Below are 14,649 nucleotides of genomic sequence, written 5' to 3' on the forward strand. Positions count from 1 at the left end.
TATAGGTCAAAATGTCAATAGAGAATAAAAGAAAAAGCCAGTTATACTGGCTTTTTCTCTACTTTTAAGATTATTTATCATTGAAGGATAATAAACCATATTGGTAATTATTAATATCATCTTCAGTTAATGCTGATTTTGATGATAAAACGATACAGTAATTGGATTTTGCACCTTTAAAATATGTTTCGATATGTTGTCCTTCTTGTTCAATTGTTTTATCTACTTGACCATCTTTATCTGTATCGATTTGGATAGTTTTTGCAGTAACAGCATAAATAGCATTATGTCCTTGAATTGGAACAAGAGAAATCGCTTCATATCCACGTTCAATAGCTAATCGAGTAAATAAATCTTGTCTAGCTTCATCAGTTAAATTATCAAGGTCAGGGAAAGTATCATTACTGAAAGCATTTGGGGAAATAACCCAGTATTTTGTAGGGTTATGACCATCTGTTTCAAATATGAGAACATCTCCTTGTTCTTGAGGGGAAAGAATACTCAAATTAATTACAGCCAATGGTTTTTCTGGGCATTTTATGCTATAACCAAAGCGTTCGCTAGTATATAAATAACCATCAGCAGCGAAACTTATATTTGTTATAGATAGTGTAGCCACTAAAGCAAAAATACTCATTAGGGATAGGAACATTCTTTTTATTCTCATAAACATATCTCCTTGAAATTATAGACAAAGATACTAATAAGTTAGTATCTTTGTCATATTATTATTTAGCCAATTATAACATAAATAGAAATAAAAAGCGATAAAGATATATTACATAAATCTATCAATTTCAGATTTTGGTGGTTGTTTAGATTTACCAGTAAGTTTGGAAGTAATTTTCATTACCACTAAATACATAACAGGAATCAAGAATACACCAAGGACAGTAGCTACAATCATACCACCAACAACGGCGATACCCATATTATTACGAGCAGCTGCACCTGCACCAGTTGCTACAGCAAGTGGTAAACAACCAATAATGAAGGCAAGTGAAGTCATAATGATTGGACGTAAACGAAGTTTGGAAGCTTCAAGAGTAGCTTTTAAAATTGGCATACCAGTATCAAAACGTACTTTGGCGAATTCGACGATAAGGATAGCGTTTTTAGCTGCTAAGCCCATTACTACGATCATACCAATTTGCATATAAATACTTATTTGCATATTGAAAATATAAGCGGAAATCAAAGAACCAAAGATACCAGTTGGTACTGTTAATAATACAGCATATGGTACACTCCAGCTTTCGTAAAGAGCTGCAAGACATAAGAATACGAAAACAAGAGCTAAGACCATAACTTGAGCTGTGGAACTTGTAGCTGCACGTTCTTCACGGCTCTGACCAGACCAGTCAATATTGAAGCCATTTGGAGCTTCTTGTTTGATTACTTCTTCAATAGCTGCCATTGCTTGACCTGAGCTGTAGCCTGGTTTTGGACTACCTTGGATAGTTACACTACGGCTAGCATTGAAACGAGAAATAATCGCAGGTCCGGAATTTAATTTTGGTTTAATTAATGTGTTCAATGGAACCATTTGACCATTGGAACCTCGGATAAAGATGAAACGAGTAGTATCAGCTTCATCACGGAATTGACTTTCTGCCTGCATTACTACTTTATAAGAACGACCAAATTGGTTAAAGTCATTGATTTCTGTACCACCAAAGTTTACTTGAAGAGCAGTAAATACATCAGAAATATTTAAACCTAAGTTTTTAACTTTTTCACGGTCTACTTCAAATTCATAAATTGGAGAGTTTACACTATATGTTGTATAAACACTTTGAAGTTCAGGACGAGTATTAGCTACAGCTACGATTTTTTTAGTGATAGTATCTAATTCTTCATTAGTATGACCACTCATATCTAGAAGCTGTAAAGTAAAGCCACTAACCATACCAAGACCTGGTAAAGATGGTGGATTCATAGCAATAATGGAGGCTTCTGGATAACTCATAGCACCTTGTTTAAATGCCATACCAACTTCAGCATTGATACTTGTTTCTGGTGAAGTACGTTCACTCCAAGGGTCTAGACCTACGAAGAATGTAGCTGCACTGGATTTTGCACCACCAGATAAGATATCATAACCTGAAATACCCATTACCTGAGAAACACCAGGGTTTTTCTTTAATTCTTCAGCAAGACGAGTCATAACTTCGTCAGTATTATTTAAAGAAGTACCTTCTGGTAAGCTTACAGCACCAAGATAATAACCTTGGTCTTCAGCAGGAATAAATGTAGTTGGAATTATTTTAAATAAACCAAACATTAAAGCTACGATAATAACTAAAGCAGTAACACAAAGTTTTGCTTTACCGATTAATTTGGCAACATATTTCACATAACCACGAGTCATCCAATTCATAAATTGGTTGAAACGGATGAAAAATGCACCAAAATTAGATTTATTTTCATCAGCAGTATGTGGTTTTAACATTGTAGCACAAAGTGCAGGAGTAAGAGTCAAGGCCACGAATGCTGATAATGCCATAGAAATAGCAATAGTCAATGCGAACTGACGATATAAGATACCAGTCATACCACTAAGACCAGCAACTGGAACGAATACAGAAGCAAGAGTGAAGGCAATAGCAACAACTGGACCTTGTACTTCGTCCATAGCACGACCTGTTGCTTCTTTTGGACTAAGACCATCTTCAGCCATATGACGTTCAACGTTTTCAATAACAACGATAGCATCATCGACAACAAGACCGATGGCAAGAACCATACCAAAGAGAGTCAAGGTATTGATGGAGAAATCAAGTACTACGAAAGTTGCAAATGTACCAATAAGAGATACTGGAACAGCGAGCATAGGGATGAGCGTAGCTCTCCAACTTTGTAAGAAAAGATAAACAATGAGCATTACAAGTAATAATGCTTCAATAAATGTATGAATTACTTCGTTGATAGATTCACTGATATAAGTAGTGTTATCAACAACAGTATCATATTCAATATCTGGAGGGAAATCGGCTTTGGATTCTTCAAGAACTTGTTTTACTTGACTTACAGTATCCATTGCATTGGCATCACTAGTAAGCTGAACACCGAATGCTACGGCATTTTGGTTATTGTGTTTAGCGATGAGATTATTTGTTCTAGCGCCTGTTTCTACTTTAGCAATGTCTTTGACACGAACAAATGAGCCACTATTAGCATCAGAACGAATAATAATATTTCCAAATTCTTCAGGTGTGATTAAACGACCTTGAATTTTACCAGTATATTGGAATTCTTGATCACGTGGTGCTGGCAATTGACCAATTGTACCAGCTGGAGCTTGAGTGTTTTGTTCTTTTACAGCACTAACGACATCGGCAACAGTAAGACCAAGTTCAGCAAGTTTATCTGGATTGATCCAAATACGCATGGAATAGTCAGAACCGAATACGTTTAAGTCCCCAACCCCAGGAACACGTTTGATTTTATCTACAAGGTAAATATCAGCATAGTTTTTCAAGAACACGCTGTCATAAGTACCATTTGGAGATGTAAGTGATAGTACCATTGCCATATCACTAGAAGCTTTACGAGTAGTAAGACCAAAAGTCTGTACATCAGATGGTAAGCTTGGTGTAGCAGTGGCAGCATTATTTTGAACTTTTACGGAGTCCATATCACCGTTTGTACCGAGTTTGAAGACTACTTGAAGATTGTAACGACCATCATTGGCAGAAGTAGAACTCATGTAGTCCATGCCTTCAACACCATTGACTTGTTGTTCAACTACCTGAGCAATAGTCTCATTGACTGTATCTGAGTTAGCACCAGTGTAAGTAGTACTTACGGTAATAGTCGGTGGAGAAATCTGTGGATATTGTGCTATTGGTAAGTTAAAAGCAGAAATTGTACCTAAGATTACAATGATTAAAGATATAACAATAGCAAATATCGGACGATTTATAAAGAATCTTGACAATTATAGCACCCCCTGATTAAAAAGTTAAACCTAATTCTTCAGGAGTTACCATAGTGACGTTAAGAGGAACGCCTTCTTGTAATTTAGTAAGACCTTCAACAACAACAACGTCATTAGTATCTAAACCATCTTTAACGATCCAATAACTTCCGATTTTATCACCAACAGTAATGGCTTTAGTAACAGATTTATTATCTGGGCCTACAACCATAACGAATGTTTTATCTAAAAGTTGTTGTACAGCACGTTGTGGAATTAAGATAGCATTTGGTAACACTTCGCCAGTTACTTTTACACGAGCGAACATACCAGGAAGTAAAAGACCATCTGGATTATCAAATAAAGCATTGATTGCAAGTGTACCAGTATTTGTAGTTAAAGAACGATCTACTTGCACAAGGTGACCAGAAACAGGATATTCTGTGCCATCACTTAAAGTGATAGTTACATTGTTAGTATCACTATTAAAGAAAGATGCAAGATTTAAATATTCATTTTCACTTACATTAAATTGAGCATATACCTGGTCTACAGAGCCCATTGTTACAAGAACTGTACTTCCAGCAGTAGCATAAGCACCTACATCAATATCATTGATATCGAGTTTACCAGAAGTTGGGGCATAAACAACTGTATCATCTAAATCTTCTTGAGCTTTTTTTACAAGAGCAGCATTGGAATCAATGATTGCTTGCTGAGCTTGCAATGATGCAGTTAAAGCTTCTACTTGAGATTGTTGAGTTGCAGCTTGTTGATCGGAAATTGCGTTTTGAGATAATAATGTTTGGTAACGATTATTATCTACTTGAGCATTTTGTAATGTAGCTAAAGCATTTTGATAATTAGCTTGAGATTGAGCTAATGTTGCTTGAGCTGAGAGCAATGTACTTTCATATTGACGACTGTCAATTTTGTAAAGTGGTTGACCTGCTTGTACGAATTCGCCACCTGTAATATATTTTTCAACAATTGTGCCTGAAACACGAGAAGTGATTTTTACTTCATCTGTTGATTTGATATTACCAGCATATTCATAATTAAGTGGTGTATCACGTTTGATTACCTGCATTGCTTTTACAGTTGCAGGACCACCTGCTGTTTTGTTGCCCTGTGATGTAGCTGTTAACTTAGAATATGCAAGATATCCAATAAGTGCTATAACTACTATGGCTACAACTAGGATAACAGCTTTTTTCTTTGATTGTGTGGCCAAAATTATTAAACCTCCTTTGATAAATTTCAAAAGCTGTGCTTTAGCACAGCTTTATAATCAGCTTTTTAGATTTTTTATAAATAGCTGATAGTACACAAGTATTTACTATTATCGTGTTCTATAGTATAGTATATCTATTGAAAAGTCAAGAATTTTGCACTCTTGAAGACAGTTTTTAATCTGGTTTTAATCTTTGAAAAAATAAAATTTTTTATTATTAAATTTTGACAAAGGGAGAGAAATTTTTGGAGAAGAATAGCAGAAAGATATCAGATATTTATTTTGATTTGTTTGATATTATGATGACTTATAATCACAAATTATGGCGAACTGCAGCTTTGCCATTACCACTCAATCACTTTGCAGTGATGTATTATCTTTTTGAAAAAGAGGATACATTTGCTACTGTAACAGAGCTAGCAAAACATTTATCTATATCAAAACAACAAATGAGTCCTATCATTGATAAATTAGTGAAAAAAGAATTTATTAAAAAAACTTGTTTAAGTAAGGATAGAAGATATAGTCAAATTTCTTTGAGTGAAAAAGGTAGAAATTTTTTAAAGGAACATCAAAAATCGCAAAGGCTTATTTTTATGGAAAGCACGACTGATTTATCAGATAGTGATACGGAAAAATTTGATCAGAGTGTAAGACTTGTAAAGAAAATGATGGCGAAAATATTTGAAAAGCAAAAAGGATAAACTTGTTTACATGTTGACAATAGTGATTATTTGCTATATCATAAAAAATTGAACCATTTATTTAATGAAATGAGATTAATGGTTTTGTGATATGGGGGTAATTAAAATGAAAATGAGTAAATTGGCAATTATAGGTCTTGGTCATGTAGGTTCAGCTGTATTAACACAAGCAATGGCAATGAATTTAGCTGCTGAAATCGTATGTATAGATATTAATGAAAAAGTAGCTCATGGCGAAGCTTTAGATGCAACTCATGCGACACCTTGTACGTATGTACCAGGTATGAAAGTTTATTCAGGCGATTTTAGTCAGTGTAAAAATGCTGATATAATTATTTGTTCTGGTGGCCCTAGTATCTTACCTGGGGAAAAATTAGATAGACTAATACTTGCAGAACGAAATGTAAAAGTTATTGGTGAAATCATGACAGAGGTTACAAAATATACAAAAAATACACCTTTTATCATGATTACTAATCCGCTTGATGTAACTACATATTTGGCAGCTACTAAATTTGGTTATGAAAAAGGAAAATTATTCGGTACAGGGACTACTTTAGAAACACTTCGCTTAAAACGCATCATAGCAAATCATTATAATGTTGATGCTAAAGATGTTCAGGGCTTTATGCTTGGTGAACATGGTAATTCTGCTTTTCCTGCATGGTCTACAATCAGCATTGGTGGTGTGCGTTTAGCTGATTTAGATAAATATTATGATCATAACAGTGATTTTGATAAAAAAGCTATGGCTCAGGAAGTAGTAAATACAGCATATGATGTATTATTGTCTAAAGGTTGGACAAATACTGGTATAGCAATGGGCGCTTGTAGATTAGCTCGTGCTGTTATGTTTAATGAACGCTGTGTAACACCAGTTTCTACTCCGCTTGAAGGCGAATATGGCTTAACAGATGTAGCACTTAGCTTGCCAAGTATCATTGGTGCAAATGGTGTAGAAAAACGATTAGCTATAGATTTACCAGAAGATGAATTAAAAGCTCTTCATTTTAGTGCAGAAAGTATAAAAACTGTACTTAGAGCAAATAAATTGATTGACTAAGTATGAATATAAAATAAAGCTACTTTTGATTTAGAGATAAAATCGAAAGTAGCTTTATTATTTTGGTAAGAAAATAATGTTGTTTGCAAGAAAAACCATAGATATAAAAGACAAGTATCTTTAGATGTGATAGAATAACATAGATATTGTAAAAAATAATGATAGATTTTAAATAAACTAAGGGGATTTTTAATGGAAAAAAGTAAATTAGTTATTTGTGATTTAGATGGTACTTTATTTGATACGCGCAGAGTGAATTATATGGCATATCGTGAAGCTATTGAAAGAGCTGGATTACCTGTGATTTTTGATTACGATATATATGTTGAAAAATGTTGGGGCCCTACTTATCGTGGATTTTTACCGATAATGGGTGTTCCTGAAAATCGTTTTGAAGAAATTCATGATGCTAAGAAATTATATTATGAAGAAAATCTAAAATATGCTACAGAAAATACTCATTTGTTTAATATTATTAAAGCTATGAAAAATGAATATCATACAGCTGTAGTAACAAGTGGTTCAAGTAATTCTAAAGATATTTTGCGTTATTTTGGCAGATTAGAATTATTTGATGTTATTTTTACTATTGATGATGTGAAAAATGGCAAGCCAGATCCAGAAGGATTTTTAAAAGCAATGGAATATTTTAAGGTTAAGCCAGAAGATACCATTATTTTTGAGGACTCTGACGTGGGTTTAGCCGCTGCAAGAAAAACAGGTGCTAGTATTTGTGTAGTTGATGATTTTAAATAATATGATTAAAATGAATTTTTGAGGTGAAATATGTTTACAATAACTACAAATTCACCTGAACAAACAAGTCTTTTAGGTGAAAAGATAGCAAATTTAATACAAGATAATTTGATAATTTGTCTTGAAGGTGATTTAGGTGCAGGTAAAACTTTATTTACACAAAGTTTATGTAAAGCTTTGAAGGTAAAAGAAATCGTTACAAGTCCTACTTTTAATTTAATGAATGTATATGAAGGTAAAAAGCGTATATATCATTTTGATTTATATCGTTTAGAGCAACCAGAAGATTTAGAGGAAATCGGTTTTTACGAGTATACTGATGTTGAAGATGAAGTAGTACTGATTGAGTGGCCAGATAGGTTTTTTGCCTATATGCCAGAAGATTATTTGCATTTAAAAATCGAGCGTGGCGATAGTGAACAAAAGCGTATAATTACTATCAATCTTGAAGGTCAAAAATATAAAAATATTTATGAGGAGTTGAAGCACTGTGGCAATATTAGCGATTGATACTTCAACAATAGTTTCAGGTGCTGCTATTGTGCAAAAAGATAAATTAGTTGCAGAGATTATCATGCAATTAAAATTACCCCAATCAGAAGTTTTATTAGGGCATGTGCAAGATGTTTTAAAAATTGCACATATGGATAAATCTGATTTAACAGGTGTAGCTATAAGCATAGGGCCTGGCTCTTTTACAGGGCTACGTATAGGTCTTGCTACTGCTAAAATGTTATCATATGCTTTATCCATTCCTGTAGTGGCTGTATCTTCATTAGAGGCTATGGCTTATCATTATCCAGTGCCAGGTGTATATGTGGCAAGTGTATTAGATGCACAAAAAAGCAATGCATATTTTGCTTTATATGAGTGGAATGGCAAGGACTTTGATGAGAAAAAACAAATTTGCGTGATGGATTTTGAAGAAGTGGTAAAATATTGTGCTACTTTGGATAAACCAGTAGTATTTGTGGGAGATATCGCTCAAAAGAAAGCAGATATAATCGCTCAATATGAAAATGTTTCTTTAGGTTTACCACATCTTTGTATGCCTAGAGCAAGTAATGTGGCTATGGCAGCTAAAGCTAGATTTGAAAATGAAGATTATGATAATATCATGGATTTAGAACCTGTATATATTCGTCGTTCAGAAGCTGAAGTTTTATGGGAAAAACGCCATGGCGAAAAATTAACAGATTTATAAGGTGAAAATATGCAAATAAATTTTCGTAAAATGACTCCAGAAGATGCAAGTGCTGTGGAAATTGTAGAAAAATCTTGTTTTGATATGCCATGGTCAAGACAATCTTTTTGGCAGGAAGCTTCTAATGATAAAGCTTATTATTTATTGGCTTTAGATGGCGAAAGAGTCATTGGCTATGTAGGTGTTTGGATATTATTTGATGAAGCTCAAATAACAAATGTAGCTATAACTCCTGAATATCAAAACAAAGGTATAGGTCGATTGATGATGAAGGAAATCATCAAGATTTCTCAAGAAAGAAAGGCAAATGCTATGACCTTAGAAGTTCGACCAAGTAATAAAGGAGCAATACATTTGTATGAATCATTAGGTTTTAAATCTGTAGGTCGCCGTCGTGGGTATTATGAAGATGGTGAAGATGCTGAAATCATGTGGATAACAGATTTGACCAATATAAAATAATATACTGAGGTGATAGTATGCACCAATATTTATTTTTTGTTGGTGATTTTCCGATAAGAGCATATGGTCTGATTTTATCTTTGAGTATTATTTTGGCAACAGGTGTAGCTTATTTCTTAGCAAAACAAGATGGCAGATGGCACAATCATATTGTAGATATCGGTATTTATAGTGGTATCGCTGGTATTGTAGGCGCTAGATTGTGGGACGTATTTTTCTTTGATTGGGCATATTATAGTCATCATCTAAGTGAAATTTTTTATGTATGGCAAGGTGGTATGGCTATTCAAGGTGGTATTGTTTTTGGCGTGGGAGCAGGAATTATTTATGCTAAACGTCATAAAATAGATATCTTAGCACTAGCTGATATCGTAGCTCCAGCAATTATTTTAGGGCAAGCCATTGGACGTTGTGCTAATTTATTAAATGGAGATGCTTTTGGTGCGCCAACTGGTGGTAATTTTGGTATTATTTATCCAGAAACAACACTTGCATATCATACGTATGGTGCTCAACCATTATGGCCTGCTGAGGTCTGGGAAGGTCAAATTGATTTTGTGATTTTTGCTCTACTGTTGATTTTTAGAGCTTTTCCTCATGCCAAAGGTCAAGCTTTTTCTTTATATATAATGTTATATAGTTTAGCTCGTTTTGGCTTGGAATTTTTGCGTGGCGATTATGCTACTCCTGTATTTTTAAGCTTTACATCTGCACAGACAACTAGTTTAGTGGCATTTATTTTAGCGTTGATTTTCTTTATTTACTGTCAGATAACATATTCTAGACAAAAGAAAACAGTCAAATCTAAAATAAATAAAAATAGAATAAAAAATAAAAGAGGATATTAAATATGAAAAAATATCTATATCTTATTTGTTTATTATGTTGTTGCGCATTTGTAAGTAATATGCAAGTAGTATCAGCACAGTCATCAGCTCCATATGTAAGAGTAGGCTTATTACAGGGAGTACAAGAAATTGTAATTACAGCAAATGATGATTTTGTGGTCAAAGATGTCGACAATAAAGTAAATTATAAATTTAAAAAGATGAATGAAGTAAATATTCGTCAAAAAGATAGAACGGTTTATGTCAATAAAAAAGGTAAGGAAACTACTACTTTAGTGGTAGCAGTCAAAGATAATGCTCCTGTAATTGTCAATGGCAAACGATATAGAGGAAATTTGATTATTCAACCGCATAAAGCAGGGCTTACAGTAATAAATCGTTTATTGATTGATGAATATTTATATGGTGTCGTACCAGAAGAAATGCCTGCTAGTTGGAATATAGAAGCTTTGAAAGCTCAAGCTGTAGCTGCTAGAACTTTTGCTTTATATGATAAGCTTGATCGAAAACATACAAAAGAAGGTTTTGACGTCTGCGTAACAACAGATTGCCAAGTTTATGGTGGTATGGATTCAGAAGCTGCGACTACAAATAAAGCTATAGATGCTACAAAAGGAGAAGTCATTGTTTATTTAAATCAACCTATATGTTCAGTGTTTCATGCAGCTTCAGGTGGTCAAACTGATGACAGTATCAATGTATGGAATGTCAATGTGCCTTATTTGAGAGCAGTAGAAGATAAAGAGGAGCAATCTCCATATCAAAGTTGGGCAGTATCTGTAACAGTAGATAATTTAAGTAAATCTATAAAAAATTCATATAGTGATATTGGTACAATAAAAGAAATAGATTTTAGTGGATTGAAAAAAAATCCAAATAAAGCAAGTAAATCGCAAGTTGTAAAATTTATAGGTAGTAATAAAAAATCTGTGGAATTGACCAAGACACAGCTTCGTAGTTTATTGGGTTTAAAAAGTAGCAATTTTACTATAGAATTAGAAGGTAATAAAAAAGCTAAAGGCGATACTTTAAAAATTGATAAAGATGATAAAAAATTGATTTTTAAAGGCAGTGGTTTTGGTCATCGTTTAGGAATGTCTCAATGGGGGGCAAAATCTTTAGCGGATAAAGGTAAAAAATATCAGCAAATTTTATATCATTATTATAATGATGTAAATATAAAAGATATGTATAAATAAAAATAAAAGGGGATAATATTTAATGCTATTAAATGAGTTTGACTATAATCTTCCAGAAGAATTAATAGCTCAAACACCATGTGCTAAACGTGACCATTCACGCTTGATGGTGTTAAATCGCAAAGAAAAAACTATTGAACATAAACATTTTTATGATATTAAACAGTATTTGCGCAAAGGTGATACTTTAGTATTTAATGATACAAAGGTAATGCCCGCTCGTCTTATTGGTCATAGAGCAAAAACAGGCGGTAAGGTTGAAGTATTTTTATTAAAGCGTTTAACAAATACTAATCAATGGGAAGTTTTAGTAAAACCAGGTAAAAAAGCTCAATTAGGTAATGTCATTGAATTTAGTGATGAGCTTGCTTGTGAAGTTGTAGGTCATACAGATTTTGGCGGTCGTATTGTAGAATTTAAATTTGATGGTATCTTTGAAGAAATCTTGGATAGATTGGGTGAAACACCACTTCCACCATATATTCATGAAAAATTAGAAGATAAAAATCGCTATCAAACTGTATATGCAAGAGAAGAAGGCTCAGCAGCAGCACCAACAGCAGGTCTTCATTTTACAAAAGAATTATTAGCGGAAATAAAAGAAATGGGTGTAAATTTAGCTTTTGTAACACTTCATGTAGGTCTTGGCACTTTCCGCCCTGTAAATGTAGATAATATTGAAGACCATGTAATGCATAAAGAATTCTACCATATTGAAAAAAAAGCAGCAGATATTATCAATCAAACTAAAGCTAATGGTGGTAGAGTAATCGCTGTAGGTACAACATCTATCCGCACTTTAGAATCAGCTGCGAAAGAAGATGGCTCTATCTCTCCAATAGCAGAAGAAACAGGCATTTTTATTTATCCTGGCTATAAATTTAAAATCGTAGATTCTATTATCACTAATTTCCATTTACCAAAATCAACTTTAATCATGTTAATCAGTGCTTTTGCTGGCAGAGAATATGTACTTTCCGCCTATGAAGAAGCAGTAAAAGAAAAATATCGTTTCTTTAGCTTTGGCGATGCTATGTTTATAGAATAAGATAGTTATTTTTAGGAAAATTTTCTTTTGGGTTCATTTTCTTTTATTTAAAAGAAAAACGAATAAATATATTTATCTTGGAGGCATAATGAAACCTGCAATTACTTATGAACTTATAAAGCAGTGTCCACATACTGGAGCACGTGCTGGTCGTATTCACACACCACATGGTAGTTTTGATACACCTATTTTTATGCCTGTTGGTACTCAGGCTAGTGTTAAGACTTTAGCACCGGAAGAATTAAAAGAAATGGGTGCTGGAATTATTTTAAGTAACAATTATCATTTATTTTTGCGTCCTGGCTCTAAGCTTGTGAAAGAAGCTGGTGGTTTGCATAAATTTATGAATTGGGATAGAGCTATTTTGACAGATAGTGGCGGATTTCAGGTATTTAGTTTAGGCGATTTGCGTAAAATATCTGAAGAAGGTGTAACTTTCCGTTCTCATATAGATGGTTCTAAAAAGTTCTTATCTCCAGAGATTGCTACACAATCACAAATGGATTTAGGTGCAGATATAATCATGGCATTTGATGAATGTGTGCCATATCCTGCTGATTTTAAATACACTCGTGAGTCTATGGAGCTTACACTTCGTTGGGCACAGCGTTGTAAAGATACGATGACAAATCCAAATCAAGGTTTATTCGGTATCGTGCAAGGTGGTATGTATAAAGATTTACGTATCGAATGTGCTAATCGTTTAGTAGATATGGATTTCCCTGGATATGCTGTTGGTGGTTTAAGTGTTGGTGAACCAAAAGAATTGATGTATGAAATGCTCGATATCACTTTGGAACATTTACCACAAAATAAAGCACGTTATTTGATGGGTGTAGGTACGCCAGATTGTTTAGTTGAAGGTGTAATGAGAGGTATAGATATGTTTGACTGTGTATATCCTACTCGTGTAGCTAGAAATGGAACAGCTATGACATGGAATGGTCGTTTAGTAATAAAAAATGCACAGTATGAGCATGATTTCCACCCAATTGACGAACATTGCAATTGTTATACTTGCAGAAATTATTCTAGAGCATATATTCGTCATTTAGTTCGTGTAAATGAAATCTTTGGTTTACGTTTATTAACAATCCATAATCTTCATTTCTTAATTGACTTTATGAGACAGATGCGTCAATCTATCATGGAAGATAGATTCCCAGAATTTTATCGTAAATTTACAGCTAATTTCTCATTCAATGCAAAATCTGTGTAAATTTTGAGGAATATTTGTAAATAAATAGAGGTATTATGCTATACTATAGCTAATATAAAATAAATTAATATAATTTTTTATGATGAGGAGAATTTTTTTATGAGTGATTCAATGATGGCAAGTCTTTATTCCTATGGACCAATAGTATTAATGGTAATAATTTTCTATTTCTTACTTTATCGTCCACAGAAAAAACAACAAAAACAACGCAATACAATGATGGACAATTTAAAAGTAGGTCATCGTATTTTAACTATAGGTGGTATCCATGGGGAAATTACTTATATTGATTTAGAAAAATCTGATTTCATTAGAATTAGAATTGCTGATAATGTAGAAATTAAAATCAGCAGTGCTGCTGTAGCTAGAGATTTAACTCAGGAAAAAACAAATGCTAACCCAGCTAACAAATAATAAAAAAGTTCAACGTAAAGAACTTTTAGCAAAAAGAAGAGCGTTAACATTAATCCAGAAAAATGAGTATTCAGCAGTAATTACAAAGAAAATTGTAGAACTTGAGGAATATAAAAATTCTCAGATATGTTTTTTATATGCTTCAATGCCTGATGAATTTCAGACAAAAGAATTAATAGTAAATGCTCTCAAGGCAGGCAAACAAATTTGCCTGCCTTATATTACTGATAAAAATATGAAAATAATGCAAGCGACTTTAATAAAATCTTTAGATGAATTAGTTGTAGGTGCATATAATATTTTGACAGTAAAAGAAGAAAATCTAAGAATTGTAAAGCCACAAGATATAGATTTTATTTTAGTGCCTGCTGTAGGACTAGATAAAAAAGGTTATCGACTCGGTATGGGTGGTGGCTATTATGATAGATATTTAGTAAAAGCTATTAACGCTAAAAAAATAGCAGCAGTATATGATTGTCAATTAGTTGATGAAGTAATCAAAGACGATTACGATTTCAAAGTAGATATGATTTTGACAGAAAATACTACTATAAAATACAGATAATTATAAGGATATTG

Annotated in this window: 15 protein-coding genes; 12 read left to right on the forward strand and 3 right to left on the reverse strand. The window is 33.2% G+C overall.

Annotated features, from left to right (window positions below; translation table 11 throughout):
- Positions 1-70: 70 nt before the first annotated feature.
- The 3 genes from BMX03_RS00085 to BMX03_RS00095 all read right to left on the reverse strand — a co-directional run bounded on the left by BMX03_RS00085 (position 71) and on the right by BMX03_RS00095 (position 5,153).
- Positions 71-667, reverse strand: a complete 597-nt coding sequence (locus BMX03_RS00085) for a hypothetical protein (RefSeq protein ID WP_022228130.1) — start codon at positions 665-667, stop codon at positions 71-73.
- A gap of 111 nt (positions 668-778) precedes the next feature.
- On the reverse strand, positions 779-3,940 hold the full coding sequence (locus BMX03_RS00090) for an efflux RND transporter permease subunit (protein ID WP_091693101.1): 3,162 nt from the start codon (positions 3,938-3,940) through the stop codon (positions 779-781).
- Between the two features lie 16 nt (positions 3,941-3,956).
- A complete protein-coding gene (locus BMX03_RS00095) occupies positions 3,957-5,153 on the reverse strand; it encodes an efflux RND transporter periplasmic adaptor subunit (protein ID WP_022228128.1) in 1,197 nt (398 codons plus the stop codon).
- Between the two features lie 245 nt (positions 5,154-5,398).
- Here BMX03_RS00095 and BMX03_RS00100 point away from each other — a divergent pair, with 245 nt between their 5' ends.
- The 12 genes from BMX03_RS00100 to BMX03_RS00155 all read left to right on the forward strand — a co-directional run bounded on the left by BMX03_RS00100 (position 5,399) and on the right by BMX03_RS00155 (position 14,635).
- A complete protein-coding gene (locus BMX03_RS00100; RefSeq protein ID WP_018998734.1) occupies positions 5,399-5,857 on the forward strand; it encodes a MarR family winged helix-turn-helix transcriptional regulator in 459 nt (152 codons plus the stop codon).
- Between the two features lie 106 nt (positions 5,858-5,963).
- Positions 5,964-6,920, forward strand: coding sequence for an L-lactate dehydrogenase (locus tag BMX03_RS00105; protein ID WP_091693104.1), 957 nt, complete (start codon positions 5,964-5,966; stop codon positions 6,918-6,920).
- Between the two features lie 192 nt (positions 6,921-7,112).
- Complete coding sequence (locus BMX03_RS00110; RefSeq protein WP_091693107.1) at positions 7,113-7,676, forward strand: HAD family hydrolase; 564 nt, start codon at positions 7,113-7,115, stop codon at positions 7,674-7,676.
- A gap of 30 nt (positions 7,677-7,706) precedes the next feature.
- Positions 7,707-8,186: a tRNA (adenosine(37)-N6)-threonylcarbamoyltransferase complex ATPase subunit type 1 TsaE gene (gene tsaE / locus BMX03_RS00115; protein WP_015561694.1), complete on the forward strand. Its 480-nt coding sequence runs from the start codon at positions 7,707-7,709 to the stop codon at positions 8,184-8,186.
- Positions 8,167-8,880: a tRNA (adenosine(37)-N6)-threonylcarbamoyltransferase complex dimerization subunit type 1 TsaB gene (gene tsaB / locus BMX03_RS00120; protein WP_091693110.1), complete on the forward strand. Its 714-nt coding sequence runs from the start codon at positions 8,167-8,169 to the stop codon at positions 8,878-8,880. Before tsaE ends, tsaB begins: the two co-directional genes overlap by 20 nt.
- Positions 8,881-8,889: 9 nt before the next feature.
- Entirely contained in the window at positions 8,890-9,342 is a 453-nt protein-coding gene (gene rimI, locus BMX03_RS00125) for a ribosomal protein S18-alanine N-acetyltransferase (protein WP_015561693.1), read from the forward strand.
- A gap of 17 nt (positions 9,343-9,359) precedes the next feature.
- Positions 9,360-10,190, forward strand: a complete 831-nt coding sequence (gene lgt / locus BMX03_RS00130) for a prolipoprotein diacylglyceryl transferase (protein WP_091693112.1) — start codon at positions 9,360-9,362, stop codon at positions 10,188-10,190.
- 2 nt (positions 10,191-10,192) lie between these two features.
- On the forward strand, positions 10,193-11,389 hold the full coding sequence (locus tag BMX03_RS00135; protein WP_015561692.1) for a SpoIID/LytB domain-containing protein: 1,197 nt from the start codon (positions 10,193-10,195) through the stop codon (positions 11,387-11,389).
- A 22-nt stretch (positions 11,390-11,411) separates the two neighbouring features.
- A complete protein-coding gene (queA, locus tag BMX03_RS00140; protein ID WP_091693115.1) occupies positions 11,412-12,437 on the forward strand; it encodes a tRNA preQ1(34) S-adenosylmethionine ribosyltransferase-isomerase QueA in 1,026 nt (341 codons plus the stop codon).
- Positions 12,438-12,525: 88 nt separating this feature from the next.
- Positions 12,526-13,656 carry a tRNA guanosine(34) transglycosylase Tgt gene (tgt, locus tag BMX03_RS00145; protein ID WP_008539658.1) on the forward strand — a complete coding sequence of 377 codons (1,131 nt, stop codon included), beginning with the start codon at positions 12,526-12,528 and terminating at the stop codon, positions 13,654-13,656.
- A 99-nt stretch (positions 13,657-13,755) separates the two neighbouring features.
- Positions 13,756-14,070, forward strand: coding sequence for a preprotein translocase subunit YajC (gene yajC / locus BMX03_RS00150; protein WP_008539659.1), 315 nt, complete (start codon positions 13,756-13,758; stop codon positions 14,068-14,070).
- Positions 14,048-14,635: a 5-formyltetrahydrofolate cyclo-ligase gene (locus tag BMX03_RS00155; RefSeq protein ID WP_015561688.1), complete on the forward strand. Its 588-nt coding sequence runs from the start codon at positions 14,048-14,050 to the stop codon at positions 14,633-14,635. Before yajC ends, BMX03_RS00155 begins: the two co-directional genes overlap by 23 nt.
- Positions 14,636-14,649 lie beyond the last annotated feature (14 nt).

The organism is Megamonas sp. Calf98-2, assembly GCF_900110235.1.
In the GTDB taxonomy this organism is placed as follows: domain Bacteria; phylum Bacillota; class Negativicutes; order Selenomonadales; family Selenomonadaceae; genus Megamonas; species Megamonas funiformis.

Excerpts from the sequence above, each read along its gene's own strand:
- BMX03_RS00135 (WP_015561692.1), top strand. The coding sequence starts at position 10,193 with ATGAAAAAATATCTATATCTTATTTGTTTATTATGTTGTTGCGCATTT.
- queA (WP_091693115.1), top strand. The coding sequence starts at position 11,412 with ATGCTATTAAATGAGTTTGACTATAATCTTCCAGAAGAATTAATAGCT.
- tsaE (WP_015561694.1), top strand. The coding sequence starts at position 7,707 with ATGTTTACAATAACTACAAATTCACCTGAACAAACAAGTCTTTTAGGT.
- rimI (WP_015561693.1), top strand. The coding sequence starts at position 8,890 with ATGCAAATAAATTTTCGTAAAATGACTCCAGAAGATGCAAGTGCTGTG.
- lgt (WP_091693112.1), top strand. The coding sequence starts at position 9,360 with ATGCACCAATATTTATTTTTTGTTGGTGATTTTCCGATAAGAGCATAT.
- yajC (WP_008539659.1), top strand. The coding sequence starts at position 13,756 with ATGAGTGATTCAATGATGGCAAGTCTTTATTCCTATGGACCAATAGTA.
- BMX03_RS00085 (WP_022228130.1), bottom strand. The coding sequence starts at position 667 with ATGAGAATAAAAAGAATGTTCCTATCCCTAATGAGTATTTTTGCTTTA.
- BMX03_RS00105 (WP_091693104.1), top strand. The coding sequence starts at position 5,964 with ATGAAAATGAGTAAATTGGCAATTATAGGTCTTGGTCATGTAGGTTCA.
- BMX03_RS00155 (WP_015561688.1), top strand. The coding sequence starts at position 14,048 with ATGCTAACCCAGCTAACAAATAATAAAAAAGTTCAACGTAAAGAACTT.
- tgt (WP_008539658.1), top strand. The coding sequence starts at position 12,526 with ATGAAACCTGCAATTACTTATGAACTTATAAAGCAGTGTCCACATACT.
- BMX03_RS00110 (WP_091693107.1), top strand. The coding sequence starts at position 7,113 with ATGGAAAAAAGTAAATTAGTTATTTGTGATTTAGATGGTACTTTATTT.